The sequence below is a fragment of the Pseudogracilibacillus sp. SO30301A genome, assembly GCF_037072025.1.
Classification (GTDB): Bacteria; Bacillota; Bacilli; order Bacillales; family Amphibacillaceae; genus Pseudogracilibacillus.
In genome coordinates, this window is the sequence record NZ_JAXHDD010000064.1 from 1 (window position 1) to 21,764 (window position 21,764).

Genomic DNA, 21,764 nt, shown 5'->3' on the forward strand with positions numbered 1-21,764 from the left:
AGGATTCCCATTGAGAAAAGCCGAACTACAACGAGACTATAATAGTCAGCAAGCACAAATGAATTCATGTTTGCTAGAAAATAGGAGTCTTGAAGAAGAGTTAGAGTTTGTCCGAACGAAGAAATCTAAACTTGAAAGTATAAAAAGTGATTTACAATCAAATTTAGAAGAAGCGAAGTCCGTTACCGCCAGATAAAATAAACTTTATTATTTCTAAAGGTTTTTATAAACATGAAGAAAAAATAATGAGAGTAGCTTCGGTCCTTGTAAATACAACAGACAAAGACATTACAGCATTAGAAATGCGCTTTTTTTAGTTTAAGAAATATTCCTAGTGCGAGATTTGTACCAATGCATCTCGGATTAGATCTAGGGTTTTTAGGGGTTATTAATAGCAATCAAGCTTTTATTTTGCATATTGATGCGCCTGCGGAAAATGTTGGGGACAAAGATATGGTTTTTCAGCCCAACCAAATTATGGGTCAAATAGAAGATATGGAGTATCATTATAATGCATAAGGAGCATACAACATGTTTAGAATTTTAATAACAATCTTTGCAAGCTTCCTTGTTATTACAGGTTGCAGTTCTGCAAATAATGAAATAGAAGAAAATTTAGAAAGTGAAAATGTGATTGAAGAAGTAGATGAAAATGAAGAAATTGACAATGAACCTGAAGAAGCAGCTAATGATAGTGGAGATTTAACATTACAACTTTTAAAATCTGATGAAGCGGCAGGTATTACTCTTGATAACAATGATATTTATACTGGTTTACAAAGTGTGATTGATCAAGATCCAACGATAGGGGCAAGCGGTGACTTTACTGTAAGTGTAGTGAATATTTATAATACGGAAAGTGGAGCCATGCTTATCATGTTAGGAATTAACCGGTTAGATAGTCCGATTAAGGATGTTTCCTTTGATCTTACGATAGGAAATGGTGATGATGAATATGTATTTGAACAATATCCATTTTTCATCATGGAAGAAACCGAAGGTGTTATCGAGTCGAATAGTGCCATTCCAATCGTAGCAACATTAAGTAAAGGGGAAGAAAAGTTATTACGGTCATTTGATATAAGTGACGTTCAAGTTGAAATAGGAGATTTTGAATTTGAAGAAGTAGAATAAGTAATCGAATTTGTTTATTCGACTAGTTATAAAAGCCTCCTAAATGCTCCTATGAATTAGGAAAGCATGTACGGAAAAGTTGGCATCGGATTAGATAATGCCAACTTTTCTAATTTTATCTTCTCTCTTTGCTCGATGGTTGGCTTGTTTAAAATCGAATGCTCCAATAAAATTGTAGACGATAGTAATTTCTTGTGTCTTTGTTTTTTTATCTTTTGCTGACACAAAGATCTTTTCAATACATTCTCTTACTATCGAAGTATCCAACTTTTCCAATGTCGTATATGTTCTTGCAATCTTCACAAATTGTTGGACGTCTACTTTCTTTTTCTCTTGTTTATCTAATTCCTTTTGTAAACTAGTCAATGTTACTTTTAATGCTTCCTGTTCTTTTTCATACTCACTAGATAGTTGAAGAAATCGGTGATCATTTAGTTTTCCTGAAAAGGTTATCCTCATATAAACGTTTAAAAATTACATCTAACTCATCGATACGTTGTTTCATCTTGAATTGTTGGTCTTTTAATTTTATATTTTCTTTTTCTTTTTCAGTCAAATGGATGCCAGAGATTTCTTGGACAAACTCATCTTCATATGCAGATACGTAATGTAAGGCTTCTCTTAAGTTTTTAAGGACAAGTTCCTTAACACCACCGTTCGAATACTATGCGTTTGATTGCAAAAGGAACGATCTTTTCGATAGGTGGAACAAGTAGAATACTCTTGTTCCTTTTTAAACCACTTGCTCTACAAAGATACATCTTTCCACCGCAATCGGCACAAAACAATAAACCAGTGAACAACCCCATATCTCCGTATCGATTCGGTCGACGTCGAGAACGACGAATCTTTTGTGCGATTAGGAATACGGATTCTTCTATAATCGCTGGATGCGTCTGTTCAAATACTTTCCACTCGCTTGGATCATTGATAAATGCAGCCATTTCGTTTGCTTCACTGTCCTGCTGGTGTTTAAAAAAACAGGAAGATCGTCCTCAATCACATTCCGAAGTATCATATTGCCCATCCAACTCTCCCCTTTGCCGTTCACTTCATTTTTTTATAAACATGTTTTCCCGTTAAACATACATAATTATAAGCCTTTCCCCAATCCATTAAATGCTCCTTTTGCAGTATATTATATTACTCCTACCATAAGACAAGGGTACTCCAAGGGGAAAACGGTGCAATTTCTTTATAAACGGTATAACTTTATTTTAAACTTACAAATCTTGATGCTTTAGAATAATGTTTGCTCAAATTGATACTCAAAACCTTGATAGACAAACAAAGAAAGAGCGTGTTTTGAAATAAAGATTGATCACAACACACTCTTAATATATTCAATTGGATTATTTTTTATAAAAAACGTTTGATCATTTCTGTGATCCTTACGCCATTAAATGGCCAGGTCGTGGGGCGTTGTTATTAATTTCTACAATCACTACAAATAATACTTGTTTAGCTAAAATACTACTTAGTATAGGTACAGTCCCCCAAACTCTAAATATTCAATTTAGTTTGAAGATCTAATTCCGTTATCTAGCCCGATAATGTAAAATCTAGACACTTCTAATCGCCCTTTAATTAAAGTTTGTTCCAATAAGCTAGTTCCTCGTCTCTGGCTACTTTCGCTGTCAATCCGGAACGTCTAAGGATTTCAAAAGTCTGGAGGGCTTACATTTCGCTCGTCTCTATCAAAAGATGTCCTCCTGGTGCTAACCAGTGAGGTGCTTCTTTTCTACTCTTCGCTGAATGTCAAGACCATCCGTACCTCCGTCAAGCTCCATCCGAGATTCATATATACGCGCTTCTTGAGGAAGTCGCTCAATCTCCTTAGTAGGTACGTAAGGTGTATTAGCTAACAAAATGTCTACACCACCTCGCAGTGTAACTAGCAACGGCACATAAAGGTCACCTTCGTACACGTGAGACCACCCATGGAAGTGATGTTGCGACGCGAGCACCGCACTGCGGCAGGCTCGATACCAGAAGCATATAATTCGACTCGATCCAGAGTAGCAGCAAGTGTAGCTCCTAATGCACCCGATCCACAGCAAAGGTCAATCACAATAGATCCGACTCAGCTAGGCCGATGGCTTGGCTGAGAACAAAAGCGCAAGCGGCTTGATGTAAGAAGTAAGGCTACTTTCGCGCCGTCCCGGCCAACATCCTGTTGCCCTCCGACAAGCAAATGTTCCTGTACCTAGGAAGGGGCTTTTTCTCTTCAAAGAACAATAATTAGCGAAAAAACGGTACTTCCTTTGCTCCTATCATACGTGCGTAAACAAAAAGTTGACCCTTATGGTGAATTTCGTGATCATACATTGCAGTAAGATATTTTTTCTTTGTCCCTTGAAGTTTCGGGTGTGATGAATTATTTTCTGCTTCCAAATCTGCATCAGTCAATGATTCATATGTAGCCTTTGTTTTTTCCGTGAAGTCCTTTACAGCTTTGCGTACATCTCCCATCGTCTTACATTCAGGAATGTCCGGTGGAACAATATCTTCTGTTGTGACCATTGAAACGAACACATCATTCCACCCAGCAATGTGTAACGCCAATTCACCAAGTGCCATAGCATCTTCCCATGGTCTGAAATCAATATGTTCGTCATCGATGGATTCTAGCAATTCCTCCAACACATTACGGTGTTGTAACCATTCATTCATCATTTGATTTGCCTGCCCCATAATAATTCCTCCTTTACTAGGTCTTCCATCTACACTTAAAAAAAAACTCATTTTAACATTATTCGTTACAGAACAACTTAATTGTCTCATAATACTTTTATCAACGATATTGTATTAAACTTTGTTTCAAAGCCACAGAAACACTGATTTCTTTGTATGCATTATCTACATATATCACCTCCCAAAATAGAAAAAATGAATTTTATGAAAGCAGGCTTCCGATATGTATAACCGGAAGCGTATTTCCACGCTTCATGATTTACTTTTTTTACTATGCGCTTTTGTTCATCTATCATAGACTGATATTCGTAATGATTCATAATAAGGCCTCCCATTACGAGAAATAACAAAGTCCATCAAAAAAACGCTGCAAAGGCCTCTCCAATATCTAATATGCTTTCCGGAACAACGGACTTACCTGCCTGGAGCAACCCAATTGCTGCCTCCAAAAGAGCATTTATGACAAATATCGCAAATACAAAAAACAATCCCGCTATTACCCAGATCCTAGTGATGCACCAAAAATTAGAAAGAGAGTGAGTTTCTCAATCATATTTTATCTTCCTCTTCCTCATTTTCGTTAAGGTTGATTGAAGGACAATTCCTCATAATTTCATGAATCAATTGTTTGTAATTTCTACTTTCAAATACAATGTGATCAAATTCACATCCCTTCATTTTAAGCATGACGACTTCATTTTCGTTATGATAGGCTAAAAAGTATTTCTCATCTTTAATCATGAATATTCCAGCCTTATATTTAAATGTCGTGATACCTGTTCTCTTTATAGCTGTTGTCCATGGAAAATGAAATTTTCCCACCCGAATTTCTTCAATTGAGGTGTAAGGTATTTTGATCTCCCTCCTCAAAGTTAAAGCCGCTGTCCATCCCGAAATATTCAGTAGTAACTCACGATCACCTGCCACAACTTGAAAACTCATCTTGTATCCCCTCCAATTTATACAGCCAATCTTCCATGGATTATTTAACCAGTAACCCGATTAAAGAAATCACATGGAAGGCAATTCCTTTTTGGATAAATACGATGTTGCAAATAATAAGCAAAAAATAATAAGTAATACGGATACCGTCATTGTGATGAAAAAGTGAGGTAACACATTGCCTGAGGTTATAATACTAACAGCTTGATTGGATAAATATGCCGGATTTAGGATTTGAAAGCCACCCTCTAATAATGTAATAGTTTTCAAGAAGATGAGAACAAAAATAGACAGCAATGCAATAGCCGGTGTTCTAGTCAATAAAGCTCCTATAGTGATTACAAAGGTCAACATAAACAAGCACCAGATATAATAAACCCCCAGCCCTGCCGCAATCCTAGCCACGGAAACAGCTTGATATAAATAAAAAGTATAAAATGCTGCTGACAGAAACCCGAGGAATATGGAACCTGCAATCAAGACTGCATTCCCCAATAACTTACTTAGCAAATATTCAACAAGAGTCGTATTGCGTGTCAGAATAAATGCTAACATACCATTATTTTTATCTGATGCAATGATGCCCATCGTCGCCATCACAATCACGATTAAGCCTAATTGGTCAAATTGATCGGTTAAGGCACTAGCTAATACTTCACTAGCCGTCAACTCAGGTAATGTGAACTTCATTCCATCAGGCAGTCCACCAGCCATTTTTAAAATTTCTGGTAAATAAAAAGATGATAAAGGTTGAAGAATTCCCAAAAACATAAAAATAACGGGCAGCCATAATAGTTTGTAACTTCTTTTTGCATCTAGCCACTCTTTCTGCAACAGAACTGTGAAGCGATTCAAAATGACTTCACCATCCTTAAAAAGATTTCTTCCAAGCTTTCCTGTACCAGTTCAAACTTTTGAATCGGAAGATGTAAGTTAATAATATTGCTTAACAGCCAGTCTCTTCCCTGCTCGATATTTTTAACTCGCACTTTGGCAGCATTTCCTGTCAGCTCAATGGATTCAACAATGTCCTCATTCATAAGCTGGTGTGTCCAGTCGATTAATTGAGGCGCCTGAATGATAAAAATAGGTTTTTGAGTCTGTTCAATAATTTGATTGACAGACCCATTCACGAGTAATTGCCCTTTGTTTATGATCAGCATCTTATCGCAAAGTTCTTCAGCATCATGCAAAATATGCGTAGAAAAAAGAATGGTCGATTTCTGTTTAATCACTTTAAGCAATTCCAATATATCCCTGCGTCCCAAGGGATCCAATGCAGAAACCGGTTCATCCATAATCAGTAATTTGGGTTGGTGGATAAGTGCTTGTGCAATTCCTAACCTCTGTTTCATCCCTCCCGAATAGGTGCCAATTAGTTGATTTTCCACCTGCCCCAGTCCTACCAACTCCAGCAATTCGTTGATTCTTTGTTCCAAAATCTTCCTCTCTATATTTGAAAGGCCACCCATAAATGTAAGCAATTCCTTTCCCGTCATCCATGGATAAAAAGTCGGGTGTTGCGGTAAATACCCAATAAATTTACGCATTTGGTCATGGCGTTTTCCGTTAAGCAAGATTTGCCCACCTGTAAGTTTGTTTATACCTAAAATCATTTTAATAATCGTTGTTTTACCTGCTCCATTGGGACCAAGAAGAGCCACACATTCTACTTGATTAATATGAAAATCAATATTTTGAACGACTTCATGATCTCCGTACCTTTTTTGAAGTTGACTTACTTGAAGTAGGTGCATCTGAGCGTTGCCTCCTTCCTAAGACAAAATACAAAATGGGGCCGATTATGTTAATCAATATAATAATCGCACTCCAAAACCATTTATAATCAGCACTTTGATCTTTTTTTAATAAATCCCATAATGCCACAGAAAATAAGAGCAGATGTAAAATTAAGATAGGCAAAAGTAACGGTAACCAAGCTCCCATTTCATCCATTCCAATGTGATAACCATAATGCATGTGTTGTCCCCCTTACTCTTTTAGTGATTTTTGTGGAATAAACATACTCCCAAAAATTCGAGTGGTTCGTTCAGGTGTTAACTGGTTGTTGAACACCTTCTCAATCGCCTGTTGAATGGACTGAGTAAGCTCCTGAAATTCTTCATCTGACAGATGCAAAGGTACATACGCATAGCTAAATCCTTCTTGCTCGTACTGTTCAGGGGACGTATTAGCCAAATAAGATGTCGCTAATTGAAGTAAATTACCGTGAAATACGGAAAAATGACGGATATGGTCTTCCTGTGAGATCGTTTCAATTTCGCTTTCAGGAATTTGCAAGTTATCTATTTTGACTGAGAATTTGCGTTCCTCTGTTCCTTTCACCTTTTGCGTTTCAATGACTTCAATAAGGTTTGCTTCGAGTAAAAGATTTACATGACGATATAACGTAGCTTGAGGAACATCTTCAAGGATCTCTCCAAGTTGAGCTATCGTCAGTGGCTTGTTTAACAACAATTGCTGTACAATTCGCATCCGCACAGGATGAAGAAGTAAATCGGCTTTTCCTTTCATTGAATTCCTCTCCAGTTATCATTATATAAAATGATAATACAGTATCAAAACCATATAGTCAATGTTTATTTAGAATAAGGTTTGATCAAAATATCCCAGTATTCAAATCACTGGTTTCTGATTATAAATTTGATATTGCATTGTTATGTACTCCGTCATGAATCGCAAATATCACATGACGGTGGTTCACTTGTAAAATCTTCCGTTAGTAGACGAATCCACTCTTCACTCTCTCCAAGGGAACAGGTAGTATAAAAGCGACCTTTACCTGATAAGGAACTCTTCAAACATCATGACAGCCTTTACAATCAAAGAGTTTAAATCCATTTTCGGACTCTCGCAGTCACGAAATCTCTCTACCTCCTTGACGGCTACTGGACGGATTCTTTCTCTATGTTTCTTTTTAAATGACTCCCAATGCTGATTTTCATCAAATAAAATTTGTTTCAATATGTTTTTCTCCATATACTTAAAATACCATAGTAATCAGAACGATGGTAAACCCGAAATTTTCACATGAAAACAAACTTCTTTCATAATAGATGGTGGCTTCCGCGAATGCGGAGCCATGTTGGTTATTATCTTTTTAAAATGCGACGAAAGAAGCCGCCGTTTTACGAAGTGTTTCAGCACACAATTGATACTGCGCTTAACTATGACTACAACCGAACACTAATTATGGAACTTTTTCAATCCATTTTGAATGAAAGTGAAGGGAGAGAATGAATATGGAAATAATAAATTAAATATTTTGGTAAAGGGATGTTGACTCATGGACAAAATTATTTTTAATCTCAAAACTAGAAATCTTAACGTCTTCAATATTCAAAATCATTACACTATTCATACAACATTCATGCGGTAAAAGTTTGAAAGGTAAAATTCCTGAACAAATATTTAGTGAAAATCATTTTGACTTAAAGGAGCTAGTACTCAAAAAACAAATCATCTTTTAAGAAGTGGCGTCAAACTTATAAACAGTTTGGTGAAGATGACATTCTCTTGGAACGTAGAAGTAACTGTTCACTTCCTTCACGAAAAAAATTTACACCAGATCCAAACGTAAAAAGGCTAACACGAGTATCGTTTATTTGAAAGCTGAAAATGATTTCCCAAAAAGCTTAAAATCGAAAGGATGGTGAAATAGCCGTTGACATGGTTGAAATACAATTTACAAACTTTTTTTAACTTAACACCTATTAAAGCAATGTCCGTTTATTGTTTTTTCTATGCAGGTATTATCTGCAAACGTAGGCAGTGTATCTTCTCTATCATGTGAAAGATCACATAGCTGGACTTAACATTGTTGGAATTGACAATTAAAAAGCACTGTTAAGAAAAAAGCAAGAGATGATGATAAGAAATGGAGTAAAAAATGAGTAAAATTTCTTTACGTATAAAAATGTTCGTATTTTCATTTATTCTTGTTTTATTCTCAATCATAACGAGTAGCTCGATTATGATTTACAGTTTATTTGTTTCATTAGAAGAACAATTAGGAGCTAAAGCCATTGCAATAGCCCGTACAGTTGCTCAGCTTCCTGAAATAAAGAGTCAAGTAGGACAAAAAAATGGGCATTTAGTTATTCAACCTATAGCTGAGGAAATTCGTCTTGCGACCGACGTTGAGTACGTTGTTGTATTTGATATGGAACGAATACGATATTCTCATCCTTCCGAAGATAAAATCGGAACGGCATTTGAAGGTGGAGATGAGCAAGCCTCATTTTCAGAACATGAGTATATTTCAAAAGCAAAAGGGGTTTTAGGTTATTCCATTCGTGCCTTTGTACCAATTATGGATAGTGAAGGCACACATCAAGTTGGTGTAACAGTTGTCGGTATTATATTACCCTCTATTCAAAGCCTTATTATAGAATATATAAATGATATTCTTTTTGCATTAGTATGGGGGGTACTAATAGGTATGGTTGGATCTCTTTTTATTGCCAATCACCTAAAAAAACAAACCCTTAATCTTGAACCATATGAAATTGCACGTCTTGTCCAAGAACGCTCAAGTATGATGCAAGCAATGGACATGGGGATCTTAGCGACAGATGAGAAGGGGCAAATTATTTTTATGAATCGTCTCGCCAAGGAGTATACAGCATGTGAAGATGATTCTGTTCATTTAAGTCACTTATTTCCTAATACATGGCTCGCAGAACAATCCTATGGTTTTAATCGGTTAATCAATACTTCTCTTCTCTGTAGAGATGTTATGTATTTAATTAAAGTATATCCAATTAATGTGAAAAAACGATCTGTTGGATCACTTATTACAATGACTAATCGTCAGGAAGCCCATCTGTTAGCGGAAGAATTAACAGGAATTAAAACACTGGTTGATGCATTACGTGCTCAAAATCATGAATATATGAATCAGCTCCATAGTATTGCGGGTTTAATTCAGTTAGATCGAACAGAAGATGCATTAAATATTATTGTTGATGAGATTGCTGATGAGCAAGATATTATCCAATTTTTAAAAGATCATATTTCAAATTATTCAGTCCTAGGGTTACTTTTAGGTAAAAGATCCAGAGCACAAGAATTAAATATTGACTTTACAATTGATAGAAACTCTTATCTATTAGATATTATGACGAATTTATCGAGTGGTGATATGGTGACACTATTGGGTAATTTAATCGAAAATGCCTTTGAAGCTTGTGTTTCTCAGGAAAGAAAATTTGTAACGCTTAGCATAAAAGCAGATATTAACTATTTATTTATTAAAGTTAAAGATAGTGGCACCGGATTGACAGATAATGGAAAACGTATATTTGAATATGGATATAGCACAAAAGAAGGTGACGGTCGAGGTATCGGACTCGCACTTGTAAAACAAATTGTTGAATCATGTAATGGTCGTATTTTGATCCATTCTGAGAAAAATAAGGAAACAATAATAACTATTAAAGTAGGTGAAATACAAAATGACTGACATTACAGTAGTAATAGTCGAGGATGACCCGATGGTTCTAGAGATTAATAGGGAATTTCTAAAAGCAGTTCCAGGTTTTGTAATTGTAGGTACTGCTGTTAATGGAAAAGAAGCAGTAAAAAAAATTAAAGAGTTACATCCGAATCTTGTATTATTAGATAAATATCTACCAGATATTTCGGGAATTGATGTCTTGGTACAATTACGTACAGAACGGATTCCATGTGATGTCATAATGATTACAGCAGCGAGAGACGTAGGTGTAATAAAAGAAGCGAGACGTTTAGGAGCTGTTGATTATATGGTGAAGCCTTTTCGGTTTGAACGTTATAAAAAGTCGCTTCAAGATTACTATCGCGTTACAAAAATGATAGCAAACAGCGAAGATTTAAAACAAGTTGAAATTGATAAATGGTTAGGTAACACAGAAGATGAAGAGCACTTACCCAAAGGATTAAATAAGTGGACGATGAAAGAAATTATGCTCCAGCTAATGAAAATATCTGTACCAATAACTGCGGAAGATTTAGCGCAAAAAGTAGGGATGTCTCGAGTAACAGTAAGGAAGTATTTAGACTTTTTAGCAGAAAAGGAAAAGGTTTTAATTAAATTAGAATACGGAAAAATAGGAAGACCGACAAACTTATATACTTTCATTAAGTGATTTGACTTGAAACATGTATTTAGGGAAGAAAAGAGTGATCTATTACGCTATCTCCTAAATTTAATAGATTATCCACTTTCGTCATTTCATAGATTCAAAGATAATGAAAAATCAAATACCATAATGACCAAAATGTTCAATACTTTTTTAATATTGTGTTATTAGTAAGGGTTAGTATAATAAAAATTACCTAAAAACGATATGTTCGTTTTAGGTTAGGAGTGAGGGAATTGCAACGAGGTAATCAATCTTACCGCTTTATATTTTCCTTTTTCATCGTACTACTTTTCTGTATAAGTTGTTCCCAAATGAAAACGTATCCAATTGATTTTGAACAATTAGGTGAAGACGAGAGAATCGTTATTCGTTTTTCACATGTTGTTGGAGAAAACACACCGAAAGGTCTAGCGGCTCGTCAATTTGCCGAGATAGTCAAAAAACGCAGTAACGGTTATGTTGAAGTACAAGTCTTTCCTAACGGGTACTTATATGGAGATGGTGAAGAATTAAAAGCACTTTCTAATGGGGACGTTCAAATAATTGCTCCAGCAACGTCTAAAATTTCAACGATTGTCCCTGAATGGTCGATTTTAGATTTGCCCTATGCATTTAATGATGAATCTGAACTTCATCATTATTTAACTAACTCAATCGGTCAAGAATTAATTGAAAAGCTTGAAAGAAAAGGATTCCATACTTTAGCCATTTGGGAAAATGGCTTTAAGCAAATAAGTAATCGTGATTATCCTATTTATGAACCAAATGATCTCAATACACTAAAAGTACGAATTATGCCAAGTCGATTCATTGAAAGGCAATTTAAAATGTTTAATGCAGATCCCAAAATAATGGACTTCAATGATTTGTATTCCTATTTAGAAAACCGTTCCGTTGATGCACAGGAAAACACCCTTTCAAACATCACGAGCAAGAATATCCACTCTATTCAGAAAAATTTGACAATAAGTAATCACGGTTATCTTGGATACGTAATATTAGTAGACAGGGATTTTTGGAGAGAATTACCAGAAGAAGTACAACACATTATTGAAGAGGCACTTGCGGAAGTGAATGAGTGGCAATGGAATTTAGCAAGAAAAATCAATCAAGAAAAATTAAGCTTTCTAGAAGCATGTGATTGTATTGATATTTACTATTTAACAGATGAAGAAAAACAAGTTTGGGAAGATGCTTTTCAACCCGTATACGACTACTATGTCAATCGGTTTGGGAGCAAGTATATAGATGCACTTCCAAAAGTAGAAGGAGGAATAGATGAATGAGAAGGTTTTTGTCAGTAAGTATTATTAGTTTCATTGCAATATTTATTGCAGCATGTTCAGGCAATAATGGTTCGAATGAGACGACAAGTGAAGGATCTGGTGATAGTGATACACCTATTATCATTAAGTTTTCACATGTTACTGCAATTGACAGTGTAAAAGGACAAGCTGCGGAACGTTTTGCTGAATTGGTTGAGGAAAAAACAAATGGAAAAGCCAAAGTTGAGGTTTATCCATCATCACAATTATATGGCGATAATGATGAGTTAGATGCATTAATCTCAGGTAATGTCCACATGATTGCACCATCGGTAACCAAAATGGTGAAGTTAGATCCACGTTGGCAATATGTTGATATGCCATATTTATTTGAAGATCAGGAACATACTCGAAGTTTTTTTGAAAGTGATATCGCACAAACAATCCTAAATAGTGAACAACTCGCATCAAACGATATTATGGGACTAGCTTTTTGGGAGAATGGTTTTAAACACTTCATGAATAATAAACATCCTCTAAAAGATCCGAGTGATTTTGAAGGATTAAAATTCAGAGCACAAGCAGGTAAAGTATTGGAAGCTCAGTTTGAAGCGCTTGGTGCTGGAAGTGCTACGATTGCCTTTGGCGAAACATATGCAGCATTGCAACAAGGAACAGTCGATGGTACAGAGAATACATTCAATAATATTGATACACAAAAGTATCAAGAGGTGCAAGAGTATTTAACAATTAGTGAGCACGGACGTCTAGATTATGCGATTTTTGTTAATAAATCTTTTTGGGAAGGAATGCCTGAGGATATTCGTCAACAAGTGGAAGAAGCTTTAGAAGAAGCAACTGAACTTGAGTGGCAACTTGCTGCAGATGATAATGCAAGTAGCTTAGAAAACATCAAAGAGTCTGGTCAAGTGGAAGTTTTAGAATTAACAGAGGCAGAGCGAGAAGCAATTCAAAAGGCTTTACAGCCAGTATATGAGGAATTTACTGAAGTAATAACGGAGGAATTAATTGAAGGAATTAGAGCTTTAAAATAAATTTACAGGTATCGACAAAGGCTAATAATCATTTAACGGGTGTCACTCTAGATGGGTTGACACCTATATCTTTATAAAAAGTTCTTAGTTAAACATGTTGATAGAGAGGTGTAATAAATTGAAAAAACTTAAAAAGCTTTGGTCTTTCCTGGAAGATGTCTCAGCAGGCACATTTTTTTTCACAGGAATAACTTTAATATTTTACGGGGTCATGATGCGTTATATTTTTAATGATCCTAAGGCTTGGGTAGAAGAGTTATCACGATACATCATCATATGGGGAGTATTTCTCGGTTTTTCAATAGCATTAAGATATAATCATCATATTCAAGTCGATATTTTATATGATAAACTTTCTGCTACAGGAAGACGTATTTTAGACTATTTTTCAACGATAATTAGTATCTTATTTTGTGGAATATACACCTATTACGGAGTTACGCTAGTATCGAATCGATACTACTCAAAAATGCTTTCCCTTGATGTCGGAATCCCGATGTGGATTGTATATTTGATTTTGCCCATTTCTGGATTATTATTTTTGTTTCGATTTATTGAACGACTAATCAAGTTGATACGTGGAAAGGATGCGAACTATGATAATCCTATTACTTAGTCTTTTCTTTTTACTCATGTTTTTACGTGTCCCGATAGCGATTAGTCTTTCTTTATCTACAATCATGATCCTCATGTTAACTGACTTTAATATGGACATGATACCTCAAAGATTTTTTACGGCGTTAGATTCATTTCCAATGATGGCAATTCCCGGATTTGTCTTAGCTGGTGTGTTACTTGCACGTGGTGGGATTTCAAAATATTTAATTGAAGCATTACGAACTTGGGTCGGTCATATTTCAGGCGGCTTAGCTGTGGTGACGATTTTAGCTTGTAGTATTTTTGCAGCTATTTCAGGTTCTAGTCCGGCCACAGCTGCAGCTATTGGCTCCATTATGATTCCGGCGATGGTAAATGCAGGCTACGATAAAAAATATACGATGGGGTTAATCGCGGCGGCAGGAACTCTCGGTATCCTTATTCCACCGAGTATTCCCTTAATCATTTATGGAATTACCGCTGAAGAATCAATTGGTAAGCTTTTTATGGCTGGTATTATTCCAGGAGTTCTTCTAACCGGTGTTCTTGTTGTTTCGGCCATTTTTCATGCTAGAAAAAATGGTTACGGTCGCGGAGAAAAGGCGACTTGGCATGAAAGAAGGAAAAGCTCTTTGAAAGCAATTTGGGGTGGTTTTTTACCAATTCTTATTTTAGGGACCATTTATAGTGGTATTGTGACACCGACAGAATCGGCTGTTATTGCGGTTTTTTATGGAATTATCGTATCTGTTTTTATTTATAGAGAACTTCATTGGCGCGATATCCGTCCAATTATTATCGAATCAATCAATATTAGTGCAATGATTTTTTTAATTATTGGTGCCGCAAGTTTGTTTGGTCTTTATTTAACAAATGCTCAGATACCACAACAAATTGGTGCTTGGATTGCAGAAAGTGATATGAATAAGTGGACTTTTCTCATTATTATAAACATAATGTTCTTTGTCATGGGAATGTTTTTAGAAGCCGTTTCAATTATTTTAATTACGTTGCCGATTTTACTTCCTATTTTAATATTTTTCGATATTAATCTAATTCATTTTGCAATTATCATGACCATTAACATGGAACTCGGTATGATCACACCTCCGGTAGGACTAAATTTATTTGTCGTAAGTGGTATAGCAAAAGAAAAGCTCGGTTCAGTTGTTAGAGGTGTTATCCCATTTATTTTTATTATGATTATAGTTCTCATTGTCGTAATGCTTTTCCCTCAACTATCCCTATGGTTGTCAGATAGAATGTAGTAAGGAATTTTAAAGAGAAGGTTTACTGGATAATTAATTTCTCAAAAAATCTGTTGGAGAGAGGTAGGTTAAATCCTCTCTAACAGACTTTTTAATTTCATTTTAAAACGTTTTTTACAATCATGTTAACCCAAGTTTCGGCTGAAAGGCTTAAAAATCCCCGTATATCAATATTTCCATTTTTTATTTGGTCTCTGCAACCTTTTTTAGTTTGTTTCAGTACTTCCATTATCGACTAAACGATTTAAAATAGATAATAAATTTCCGATATCTGACATATGAAGACCAGTTGTTGGCTCATCAAGTACGTAAATGTTTCCAGAGCGTTTTAACTCGCTAGCTAGTTTTATCCTTTGACATTCACCACCTGACAGTGTGTTTAATGATTGACCTAATATCATGTAGTCCAGCCCTACCTCTGATAATGTTTTTAAAGTGGAAACGACTTCGTTTCTCCGAAAAAAATGCAGTGCATCTTTCACTGTCATATCTAAAATTTCTTTGATGTTTTTTCCACCTAACGTATATTGAAGAACATGATCCTTAAAACGATGACCATGGCATGTTTCACAAATCGTTTGTACTCCTTCCAAAAAAGCTTAATCTGTATAGACAAATCCGTTTCCACCACATTCAGAACAAGCCCCTTTTGAATTAAAACTGAATAAAAATTCACTCGCATGATTCCAAAGCGAGCGGTTGTGGTTCCAGCTGATAGCGATTCTTTTTTCGTCATCTTGCTTTCAAGCACAGATCAGCCAAGATGGCGGGTTTTGTCCAAAATTCTTGAAAAACCTGTTTGATGCGGTAGGCATTCCCCGTCTTCAGGTCAAGGACATGATACTCGAATTTCTGTGTGAAGCTACTCTTGGGTCTCCCCCACGGCACGCGGGCTGTTTTATATTGGTTACAGTGTTAGCATCGGACGCGGGGAAGGGGCATGTGCAAATAAGAGTAATGCTCCCAAAAATCTAGGTGTCGCCAAGTATGCCTTTTCATGACCAAATCATGAAAAGGGAGTCCATCGGTCCCACACGTCACACAGGTAAACAATCCTTTTCGGTCAAAATTTAGGTACAGGTCAATCCGACCGGTTTCAGGATTAAACTCCCGACGCTCAACGTACCATGTTTTTTCTAACTGTAAAGCAGCCTGATACATGTCTATTTCCGATTCTATTCTTGCCATGGGATATCGCCCTTTCATTTAAGAGGGTATCCCTAGTATTTCCAGTCATGACAAACGGCGAAGAGGCAATTTTTACTTGCAACGTCATTTGGACAGTATTTACTTACCGACAGATGGCGTTTTTTGTTTTTAAATATTTTGTGTATACGCTGTGATGGATTCATCATAACCTGGATACTTATATCCAAGATCCTCTGCTACGGCCTTAGAGTATTTTCTAAATAACCCATGGCATGTGAATAAAGCCTGCCACATGTTTGAGTAGGTACTTTCTGAATAAGTGGACAGTAACTTTCCCCAATCATCTTTAGGTAAATAATGATTAATAAATTTATAATTTTTCCCAACACTGAAGTTAAAGCCTTTTTTTAATCCTATTTTCCAAGACATCATTCTTAACAAATTGGGTCTGACAATCTCGTTCAAATGGTCAATGGAAAAAAGGATTTCATTTCTCGCAAGTCCTTTTACTACATAGGTTGAAACCCACCAAAATTCATTACAGCAATCATCAAATTCCCTTGCTGTTGGTCTTTTAATCCAATACTTGCGATCACTAGGAATGATATCATGCTTGATAAGTGAATCCTTATCAAGAAGTACTTCTACTAGCCCATCACTATTAGAAAAGTAATCATCCATTTCATTGATCGGAATAAGTGTTAAGTCTATTCGATTGCCATCCTCGAATAACATAAGATAGGAAAACCAATTCCCTAATTCTGGCGGAAAAAGCTCCATATCTTCAGGTTTTTGCATCATCAAACGCTTCCCCCAAATATCTAGCCATTGATCATCCTCTTTGAATGAATTCATATCTGTTACAAAATAGGAAATATCATAATCTTGGAATGAGTCACGGGGAATGTTTATATTAGTTCGTGAGCCTTCAAGCAAAAATGCTTGTAGTTCATAGAATGCTCTACAATTTTAAATACTAATATCTTAGTCTTTGCCAATCGATGTAAGGCATTATTTTTCACTTAATAAGCAAGTTCTTATTTCCATAATACGGTACAATAATAAAAAAAAGCGCTCCTTTCTTTAAAGCACCCATTAATGGGACATTTATTGAGTATTTACCAAGAAAATATTTTTGTCTCGCTTAAACTGACAAATCAAATGTTAAAAACTCAGGCAGTTGATCTTCACGCTTGTCGAGCATAATCTGTTCCGGCTTGATGCACTGCTCACGCAGTATTTCAATGTTCTGCATGAGGAATTCGTCACTGCCGACAATATAGAAAAGTCCTTCCTTATCTGCAGTAAGGTTTTTCACTTCGTCATAGTAGTCTTTACGGTTATCGACAAACCGTGCTGTGAACTTCTTGTCAGGTGCGGATTCAAAAATATTAGTGAATAAGAAGTTTTTTGATGAATCGATATTCAGGGAATGAATTTGATTGACGTTATCAGCACGTTCAAAATAATCAAGTACAAGCGGTCTGAAAGTGGCTAGGCCAACACCTGCTGACAGCAGATAAACATTTTTGCCTTCTCTTTTAAGCGGTACATTCGAATGAGTTTTAAATAATGCAACTTCATTGCCGACTTCATGATTTCTTAAAATCGTTTTAAACTCAGAGCACTGCTCTCTTATGCGTGTTGTGATACCGATTGAATGTTCATGCGGTAATGTGGAGATTGACATATGGCGAATCAGGCTGCGATTTGGTTTATCTCCTGCATTAAAACCTTCCAGTGCGAAGTGAGTGTGGGAACCTTCTTCCCATGTAAAGTCTTCCGGACAGTCGAGCAGGTACGTTTTAATCTCAGGTGCTTCTTCAATAATCTTATTTATTTTAGTCCAGTATATTTTCATTATCTATTCTCCTCGTACTCTATATATTTATCGCTACTATCTACTATACAACAAGTGACAATGATTCTCAATTAGATAGTATCTAGTTAAGTTTTGTCAATATCCTCATGCTCTCAGCGACGGATTAATGGACGTATGACTACACTGTCTCGCAGTTATAACCTATACAAGAATAAAATTTTATTTATTGTTATCTTATTTAGTAGCCTTATTCTTAGATAAACAAGTGCGAAATACGTTATTGAATTGAGGCTATTATTGATATTTCTTGCGAAAAGATCCTGGATCAAGACTGGTCGCCTGATGCAGTGCTTGGATTTGAAAAACAACATACAGACTGGAAAGACAATTCGATCGTGGGTCTTCGGAATAAATAGTGGAATAATAAATTAATTAAACCATAGTATATTTAATTTCTTTGAAAAAAAACTTGAGAAACATTTTAAATCGTATTACCATATTTTAAAAATGAGAAATGAGAATTAAAATATGAAAATAACCATTGAAGAATTAGCTGAATCAAGGATTGCTTATTTCCGAAACGTTGGAGAGTATGGTGAAAAGCAAAACAAAGAACTTATGGAAACTTTTAAAAAATGGACACAGTTGAATGGTACATTTAATAATTCAACAATTTTAGGCATACCACAGGATAATCCAGAGGTTACTCCTAAAGAGAAATGTCGTTATGATGTTTGCGATAATATAAATAAAGATTTTAAAGTGGAGAAACCAGCTCAAGTTAGTAAATTTACTGGTTTTTTTTAATTTTCAAAGGACTTATTCTTTTATAAAATAATTTGATCATTTCCTCTTTATGTTACTCTCACAATCTCGCCCGATCGTATTATAAGGTTAGCCAGTCTTTTCTGGTTGACCTATTTTTTATAGGTTTTATGCTTAAGGTAGCCGGGGTATTACGTTCGCGCCCATGGGTGTCTTTTTATAAGGGGATTCTACTAGTTTTTCGGTTTCGTCGACGATCATAATCTTTGTATTTTGCAACTCGAATCATCATTTCCATAATAGCTGCTTGTTTGTTGCATTGACAAGATGAGTTATGACAATTTAACAAAACGAACCATTTTGTTGATTAGAGACCTTTACACAACTAATCTGTAAACTAATAAGGTATGTACAAATTTTTGAACTCAAGGGCTGCCAAGAATGGTAGTCTTTTTTTTGTTCATCAGGATAAATTAGACAGTACATTTACAAACATACAGCATGTGGTATTCTACATTTAGACATTATATTGTCTAATGGGGAGGCGAATATGGATATTTACAGAGAGCTTTTTTTAATGCAACAAACATACGCTACCTTATTTTCTCTTGCAAATAAAATTCAGGTAAAGGGTGACAAGTCCCTTGAACTTTTAACAACAAGACAATATATGGCAATGGTGGCAATTGCTCATATACCCGAGGATGAAGCTACTTTGAATAATATTGCTAAAAAATTAGGTACTACAAAACAAAGCGTAAAACAAATAATTACAATCATGGAACGTAAGGGGTATGTCAGCGTGATTCCCAGTGATAAAGATAAACGGGCGGTTAACGTAAGGATTACCGAAACTGGGAATACAGCATTGCAAATTGTTGCCGAGAAAGGGATCTTCTTTTTAGAAGCACTTTTTAAAAAGGTATCAACTGAAAAATTAGAGAAAGTGTGGGATATTTTAAAGAAACTTTATAGTTTTGATGGTGAGGAGCAAGACGGGTTCGAGGAAGAAGGTAACTTAAATACGAATGAGGAAAATAATGAATTACAGTTGCGAGTGTTGAAGGAATTTGAAAAGCGAAGGATACATGCAATTAATGAAAGGGAAATAAAATAGGGCAATTGAAAATTATAAAAAAATATTTTTAACGTATCTTTTAAAATGAGGAAATGGAGAGCAATCATTATGTTTGAAATCAATGATGAAACATTACGATTAATTAAAGCAACCTGTAAGGGAAAGAAACAACTTAAATTAACTGTTGGTTATTTGGAGGACAATAAGTCTGTAATAAAAGTCTATAATGAAAACGGTGAACTTGATACGCCCAAAAAGTATAATTATGAAATTGGCTCTATTACAAAGACCTTCACAGTATCCCTGCTATCAAAATATGTTTTTGAGAACAGGATGTCGTTAAACGATTCAATACAAAAATATATAATAGAGCTTAGTAAGAACAGCTATTACCCTACACTGCTTCGTCTTGCTACCCACTCTTCTGGATATTCAGCAGTACTGCCATTAAATAAACGTGAATATTTCAACCTTATTTTAGGTTTGATTAGCGGAAGTGGTGATTTAAACAGGAATAATCCTTTAAGCCACTCCGGTATAAATATACATTTAATGCGGGTTATATTCATTAAAACTTTGTGAAAAAACTTGCTTAATTTGAGCAGAAACCATCGATTTTGTTGAAATAATGTGTATCTTTACAGCAGTACCTACACATTTTACAAAGCGTTTCAGTTAATGTGGGAACATCGGAAGATCAGTACAAATAATGATGTTGATAGAGCCCATCTCCTCATCATATAAATGATCTTCAGTCAACATCTTCGCATTCACTACCTCTATTCTCTTAAAGTTCTAGAAATAACTAAGCGGCCCTCCCTATGGAATAGAGACAGGCCACTTAGATCAAACTTATTATGTTTAATTATTTCGCCGAATTTGTCGATAACTAAACAGCAAACCAATCAATACTAAAATCAAACCAATAGCTATAAGATTGTATATGTTAGTCGCTGTATTAGGAAGTTTTTGACCATCGTCACCCTTCTCACTTCCTGGACTATCTACACCATCTTCAGGTCCTGGTATTTCCCCTGTTATTGGTGCATACACATAAGTAACTATTTGCCCGTCTTCTGCAAAAACACCTGTTGCATTTTTCGGCTTTTTAATGAGCTCATACCCTTCAATCTCTTTCGAGCTTGTCTCATATGGAGAACCTACTTCTCCTGTTAAGGTGTCTGGATCGACAATCGAATTTCCGTCCTCATCCACATATTCAACGACAACAGTGCCTTCAGGGTTCACGGGTTTATAAACATAGGTTACGGTTTGCTCTTCTTCCGTGAACTTCCCTGTCGCATTATCTGGTGTTTTGACTAACTCATATCCGTCAATTTTTTTCGGGCTTGTCTCATATGGAGAACCTACTTCTCCTGTAAGTGAGTCTAGGTCAGCTAACGGCTTGCCGTTCTCATCCACATATTTAACGGCAACAGTGCCTTCAGGGTTCACGGGTTTATAGACATACGTTACGGTTTGCTCTTCTTCCGTGAACTTCCCAGTCGCATTATCTGGTGTTTTGACTAACTTATATCCGTTGAGATCCTTTGGTTTTGTTTCATATGGAGAATCTACTTCTCCTGTAAGTGAGTCTGGGTCAGCTAACGGATTGCCGTCCTCATCCACATACTTGACAACGACTTTTCCCGAATCAGGTCCTTTCACTGGTGCATAGACATACGTTACAGTCTGTCTATCTTTTGTAAATGTCCCGTTCGCATTGTCCGGTTTTTGAATTAATTCATAACCACCAATCTGTTTTAAAGTAGTCGTATATGGAGAACCTACTTCTCCTGTTAGAGTGTCCGAGTCTGCAATTGGGTTACCATTCTCATCTACATACTCA

Annotated in this window: 23 protein-coding genes and 5 pseudogenes; 12 read left to right on the top strand and 16 right to left on the bottom strand. The window is 35.8% G+C overall.

The genetic code is table 11. The annotated features are described in order from the left end of the window. From SPD89_RS19500 to SPD89_RS19510, 3 genes are all read left to right on the top strand, one after another. Positions 1-196, top strand: a 196-nt coding sequence (locus tag SPD89_RS19500; RefSeq protein WP_336263614.1) for a hypothetical protein, incomplete at its 5' end; no start/stop codon positions are given. 155 nt (positions 197-351) lie between these two features. Next, entirely contained in the window at positions 352-519 is a 168-nt protein-coding gene (locus tag SPD89_RS19505) for a hypothetical protein (protein ID WP_336263615.1), read from the top strand. Between the two features lie 12 nt (positions 520-531). Next, positions 532-1,134 carry a hypothetical protein gene (locus SPD89_RS19510; RefSeq protein ID WP_336263616.1) on the top strand — a complete coding sequence of 201 codons (603 nt, stop codon included), beginning with the start codon at positions 532-534 and terminating at the stop codon, positions 1,132-1,134. Positions 1,135-1,224: 90 nt separating this feature from the next. Here SPD89_RS19510 and SPD89_RS19515 read toward each other — a convergent pair whose 3' ends face one another. The 11 genes and pseudogenes from SPD89_RS19515 to SPD89_RS23260 all read right to left on the bottom strand — a co-directional run. After that, positions 1,225-1,593, bottom strand: a complete 369-nt coding sequence (locus SPD89_RS19515) for a DUF4368 domain-containing protein (RefSeq protein WP_336263617.1) — start codon at positions 1,591-1,593, stop codon at positions 1,225-1,227. Positions 1,594-1,778: 185 nt separating this feature from the next. Beyond that, positions 1,779-2,078 (bottom strand): hypothetical protein, encoded by a 300-nt coding sequence (locus SPD89_RS19520; protein ID WP_336263618.1) that lies wholly within the window; start codon positions 2,076-2,078, stop codon positions 1,779-1,781. Between the two features lie 643 nt (positions 2,079-2,721). Beyond that, a pseudogene (locus SPD89_RS19525) lies at positions 2,722-3,214 on the bottom strand (methyltransferase); the annotation flags it as partial. Positions 3,215-3,375: 161 nt separating this feature from the next. After that, complete coding sequence (locus SPD89_RS19530; RefSeq protein ID WP_336263619.1) at positions 3,376-3,828, bottom strand: DinB family protein; 453 nt, start codon at positions 3,826-3,828, stop codon at positions 3,376-3,378. A gap of 161 nt (positions 3,829-3,989) precedes the next feature. Continuing rightward, complete coding sequence (locus tag SPD89_RS19535) at positions 3,990-4,148, bottom strand: hypothetical protein (RefSeq protein WP_336263620.1); 159 nt, start codon at positions 4,146-4,148, stop codon at positions 3,990-3,992. A gap of 229 nt (positions 4,149-4,377) precedes the next feature. Further along, positions 4,378-4,770: a hypothetical protein gene (locus tag SPD89_RS19540; protein WP_336263621.1), complete on the bottom strand. Its 393-nt coding sequence runs from the start codon at positions 4,768-4,770 to the stop codon at positions 4,378-4,380. 69 nt (positions 4,771-4,839) lie between these two features. Further along, entirely contained in the window at positions 4,840-5,625 is a 786-nt protein-coding gene (locus SPD89_RS19545) for an ABC transporter permease (protein ID WP_336263622.1), read from the bottom strand. After that, complete coding sequence (locus SPD89_RS19550; protein ID WP_336263623.1) at positions 5,622-6,527, bottom strand: ABC transporter ATP-binding protein; 906 nt, start codon at positions 6,525-6,527, stop codon at positions 5,622-5,624. Before SPD89_RS19550 ends, SPD89_RS19545 begins: the two co-directional genes overlap by 4 nt. Then, on the bottom strand, positions 6,478-6,750 hold the full coding sequence (locus tag SPD89_RS19555) for a PLDc N-terminal domain-containing protein (RefSeq protein ID WP_336263624.1): 273 nt from the start codon (positions 6,748-6,750) through the stop codon (positions 6,478-6,480). The genes SPD89_RS19550 and SPD89_RS19555 overlap by 50 nt, the downstream gene beginning before the upstream one ends. A 12-nt stretch (positions 6,751-6,762) precedes the next feature. Then, positions 6,763-7,305: a helix-turn-helix domain-containing protein gene (locus SPD89_RS19560; protein WP_336263625.1), complete on the bottom strand. Its 543-nt coding sequence runs from the start codon at positions 7,303-7,305 to the stop codon at positions 6,763-6,765. 142 nt (positions 7,306-7,447) lie between these two features. Next, positions 7,448-7,770: pseudogene (locus SPD89_RS23260) on the bottom strand (transposase zinc-binding domain-containing protein); the annotation flags it as partial. A gap of 910 nt (positions 7,771-8,680) precedes the next feature. Here SPD89_RS23260 and SPD89_RS19570 point away from each other — a divergent pair. The 6 genes from SPD89_RS19570 (at position 8,681) to SPD89_RS19595 (ending at position 15,101) form a co-directional block, all read left to right on the top strand. Next, entirely contained in the window at positions 8,681-10,255 is a 1,575-nt protein-coding gene (locus tag SPD89_RS19570) for a sensor histidine kinase (RefSeq protein WP_336263627.1), read from the top strand. Further along, on the top strand, positions 10,248-10,919 hold the full coding sequence (locus tag SPD89_RS19575) for a response regulator (protein ID WP_336263628.1): 672 nt from the start codon (positions 10,248-10,250) through the stop codon (positions 10,917-10,919). Before SPD89_RS19570 ends, SPD89_RS19575 begins: the two co-directional genes overlap by 8 nt. 230 nt (positions 10,920-11,149) lie before the next feature. After that, positions 11,150-12,202 carry a DctP family TRAP transporter solute-binding subunit gene (locus tag SPD89_RS19580; RefSeq protein ID WP_336263629.1) on the top strand — a complete coding sequence of 351 codons (1,053 nt, stop codon included), beginning with the start codon at positions 11,150-11,152 and terminating at the stop codon, positions 12,200-12,202. Next, the gene (locus tag SPD89_RS19585) at positions 12,199-13,236 is read left to right on the top strand and encodes a DctP family TRAP transporter solute-binding subunit (protein WP_336263630.1); all 1,038 of its coding nucleotides are present in this window, start codon (positions 12,199-12,201) and stop codon (positions 13,234-13,236) included. Before SPD89_RS19580 ends, SPD89_RS19585 begins: the two co-directional genes overlap by 4 nt. Before the next feature lie 118 nt (positions 13,237-13,354). Further along, positions 13,355-13,852: a TRAP transporter small permease gene (locus SPD89_RS19590; RefSeq protein ID WP_336263631.1), complete on the top strand. Its 498-nt coding sequence runs from the start codon at positions 13,355-13,357 to the stop codon at positions 13,850-13,852. Next, entirely contained in the window at positions 13,833-15,101 is a 1,269-nt protein-coding gene (locus SPD89_RS19595; protein ID WP_336263632.1) for a TRAP transporter large permease, read from the top strand. Before SPD89_RS19590 ends, SPD89_RS19595 begins: the two co-directional genes overlap by 20 nt. A gap of 218 nt (positions 15,102-15,319) precedes the next feature. Here the strand turns inward: SPD89_RS19595 and SPD89_RS19600 are convergent. The 4 genes and pseudogenes from SPD89_RS19600 to SPD89_RS19610 form a co-directional block, all read right to left on the bottom strand. Beyond that, positions 15,320-15,787: pseudogene (locus SPD89_RS19600) on the bottom strand (ATP-binding cassette domain-containing protein); the annotation flags it as partial. A gap of 229 nt (positions 15,788-16,016) precedes the next feature. Continuing rightward, positions 16,017-16,307: a transposase family protein gene (locus SPD89_RS23265; RefSeq protein WP_442961208.1), complete on the bottom strand. Its 291-nt coding sequence runs from the start codon at positions 16,305-16,307 to the stop codon at positions 16,017-16,019. Positions 16,308-16,418: 111 nt separating this feature from the next. Then, positions 16,419-17,183, bottom strand: a pseudogene (gene ant(6) / locus SPD89_RS19605) (aminoglycoside 6-adenylyltransferase); the annotation flags it as partial. Between the two features lie 211 nt (positions 17,184-17,394). Beyond that, positions 17,395-18,111, bottom strand: coding sequence for a dihydropteridine reductase (locus SPD89_RS19610; RefSeq protein WP_336263634.1), 717 nt, complete (start codon positions 18,109-18,111; stop codon positions 17,395-17,397). Between the two features lie 489 nt (positions 18,112-18,600). Between SPD89_RS19610 and SPD89_RS19615 the strand changes: the two are divergent. From SPD89_RS19615 to SPD89_RS19625, 3 genes and pseudogenes are all read left to right on the top strand, one after another. Next, positions 18,601-18,870 (top strand): annotated as a pseudogene (locus tag SPD89_RS19615) (GyrI-like domain-containing protein); the annotation flags it as partial. Positions 18,871-19,387: 517 nt separating this feature from the next. Further along, entirely contained in the window at positions 19,388-19,954 is a 567-nt protein-coding gene (locus SPD89_RS19620; protein ID WP_336263635.1) for a MarR family winged helix-turn-helix transcriptional regulator, read from the top strand. 69 nt (positions 19,955-20,023) lie between these two features. Then, positions 20,024-20,497: a serine hydrolase domain-containing protein gene (locus SPD89_RS19625; RefSeq protein WP_336263636.1), complete on the top strand. Its 474-nt coding sequence runs from the start codon at positions 20,024-20,026 to the stop codon at positions 20,495-20,497. A gap of 279 nt (positions 20,498-20,776) precedes the next feature. On the opposite strand, the gene SPD89_RS19630 is transcribed toward SPD89_RS19625, so the two are convergent. Next, positions 20,777-21,764 (bottom strand): MucBP domain-containing protein (locus SPD89_RS19630; protein ID WP_336263637.1); only part of this gene is annotated, 988 nt, incomplete at its 5' end.

Bases quoted from the DNA above. Each gene is read 5' to 3' on its own strand.
- SPD89_RS19535 (WP_336263620.1), bottom strand. From the start codon at position 4,148: ATGAATCATTACGAATATCAGTCTATGATAGATGAACAAAAGCGCATA.
- SPD89_RS19620 (WP_336263635.1), top strand. From the start codon at position 19,388: ATGGATATTTACAGAGAGCTTTTTTTAATGCAACAAACATACGCTACC.
- SPD89_RS19560 (WP_336263625.1), bottom strand. From the start codon at position 7,305: ATGAAAGGAAAAGCCGATTTACTTCTTCATCCTGTGCGGATGCGAATT.
- SPD89_RS19550 (WP_336263623.1), bottom strand. From the start codon at position 6,527: ATGCACCTACTTCAAGTAAGTCAACTTCAAAAAAGGTACGGAGATCAT.
- SPD89_RS19515 (WP_336263617.1), bottom strand. From the start codon at position 1,593: ATGAGGATAACCTTTTCAGGAAAACTAAATGATCACCGATTTCTTCAA.
- SPD89_RS19570 (WP_336263627.1), top strand. From the start codon at position 8,681: ATGAGTAAAATTTCTTTACGTATAAAAATGTTCGTATTTTCATTTATT.
- SPD89_RS19520 (WP_336263618.1), bottom strand. From the start codon at position 2,078: ATGGCTGCATTTATCAATGATCCAAGCGAGTGGAAAGTATTTGAACAG.
- SPD89_RS23265 (WP_442961208.1), bottom strand. From the start codon at position 16,307: ATGAAAGGGCGATATCCCATGGCAAGAATAGAATCGGAAATAGACATG.
- SPD89_RS19555 (WP_336263624.1), bottom strand. From the start codon at position 6,750: ATGCATTATGGTTATCACATTGGAATGGATGAAATGGGAGCTTGGTTA.
- SPD89_RS19510 (WP_336263616.1), top strand. From the start codon at position 532: ATGTTTAGAATTTTAATAACAATCTTTGCAAGCTTCCTTGTTATTACA.
- SPD89_RS19575 (WP_336263628.1), top strand. From the start codon at position 10,248: ATGACTGACATTACAGTAGTAATAGTCGAGGATGACCCGATGGTTCTA.
- SPD89_RS19530 (WP_336263619.1), bottom strand. From the start codon at position 3,828: ATGGGGCAGGCAAATCAAATGATGAATGAATGGTTACAACACCGTAAT.
- SPD89_RS19595 (WP_336263632.1), top strand. From the start codon at position 13,833: ATGATAATCCTATTACTTAGTCTTTTCTTTTTACTCATGTTTTTACGT.
- SPD89_RS19610 (WP_336263634.1), bottom strand. From the start codon at position 18,111: ATGAAAATATACTGGACTAAAATAAATAAGATTATTGAAGAAGCACCT.
- SPD89_RS19505 (WP_336263615.1), top strand. From the start codon at position 352: ATGCATCTCGGATTAGATCTAGGGTTTTTAGGGGTTATTAATAGCAAT.
- SPD89_RS19585 (WP_336263630.1), top strand. From the start codon at position 12,199: ATGAGAAGGTTTTTGTCAGTAAGTATTATTAGTTTCATTGCAATATTT.
- SPD89_RS19625 (WP_336263636.1), top strand. From the start codon at position 20,024: ATGTTTGAAATCAATGATGAAACATTACGATTAATTAAAGCAACCTGT.
- SPD89_RS19540 (WP_336263621.1), bottom strand. From the start codon at position 4,770: ATGAGTTTTCAAGTTGTGGCAGGTGATCGTGAGTTACTACTGAATATT.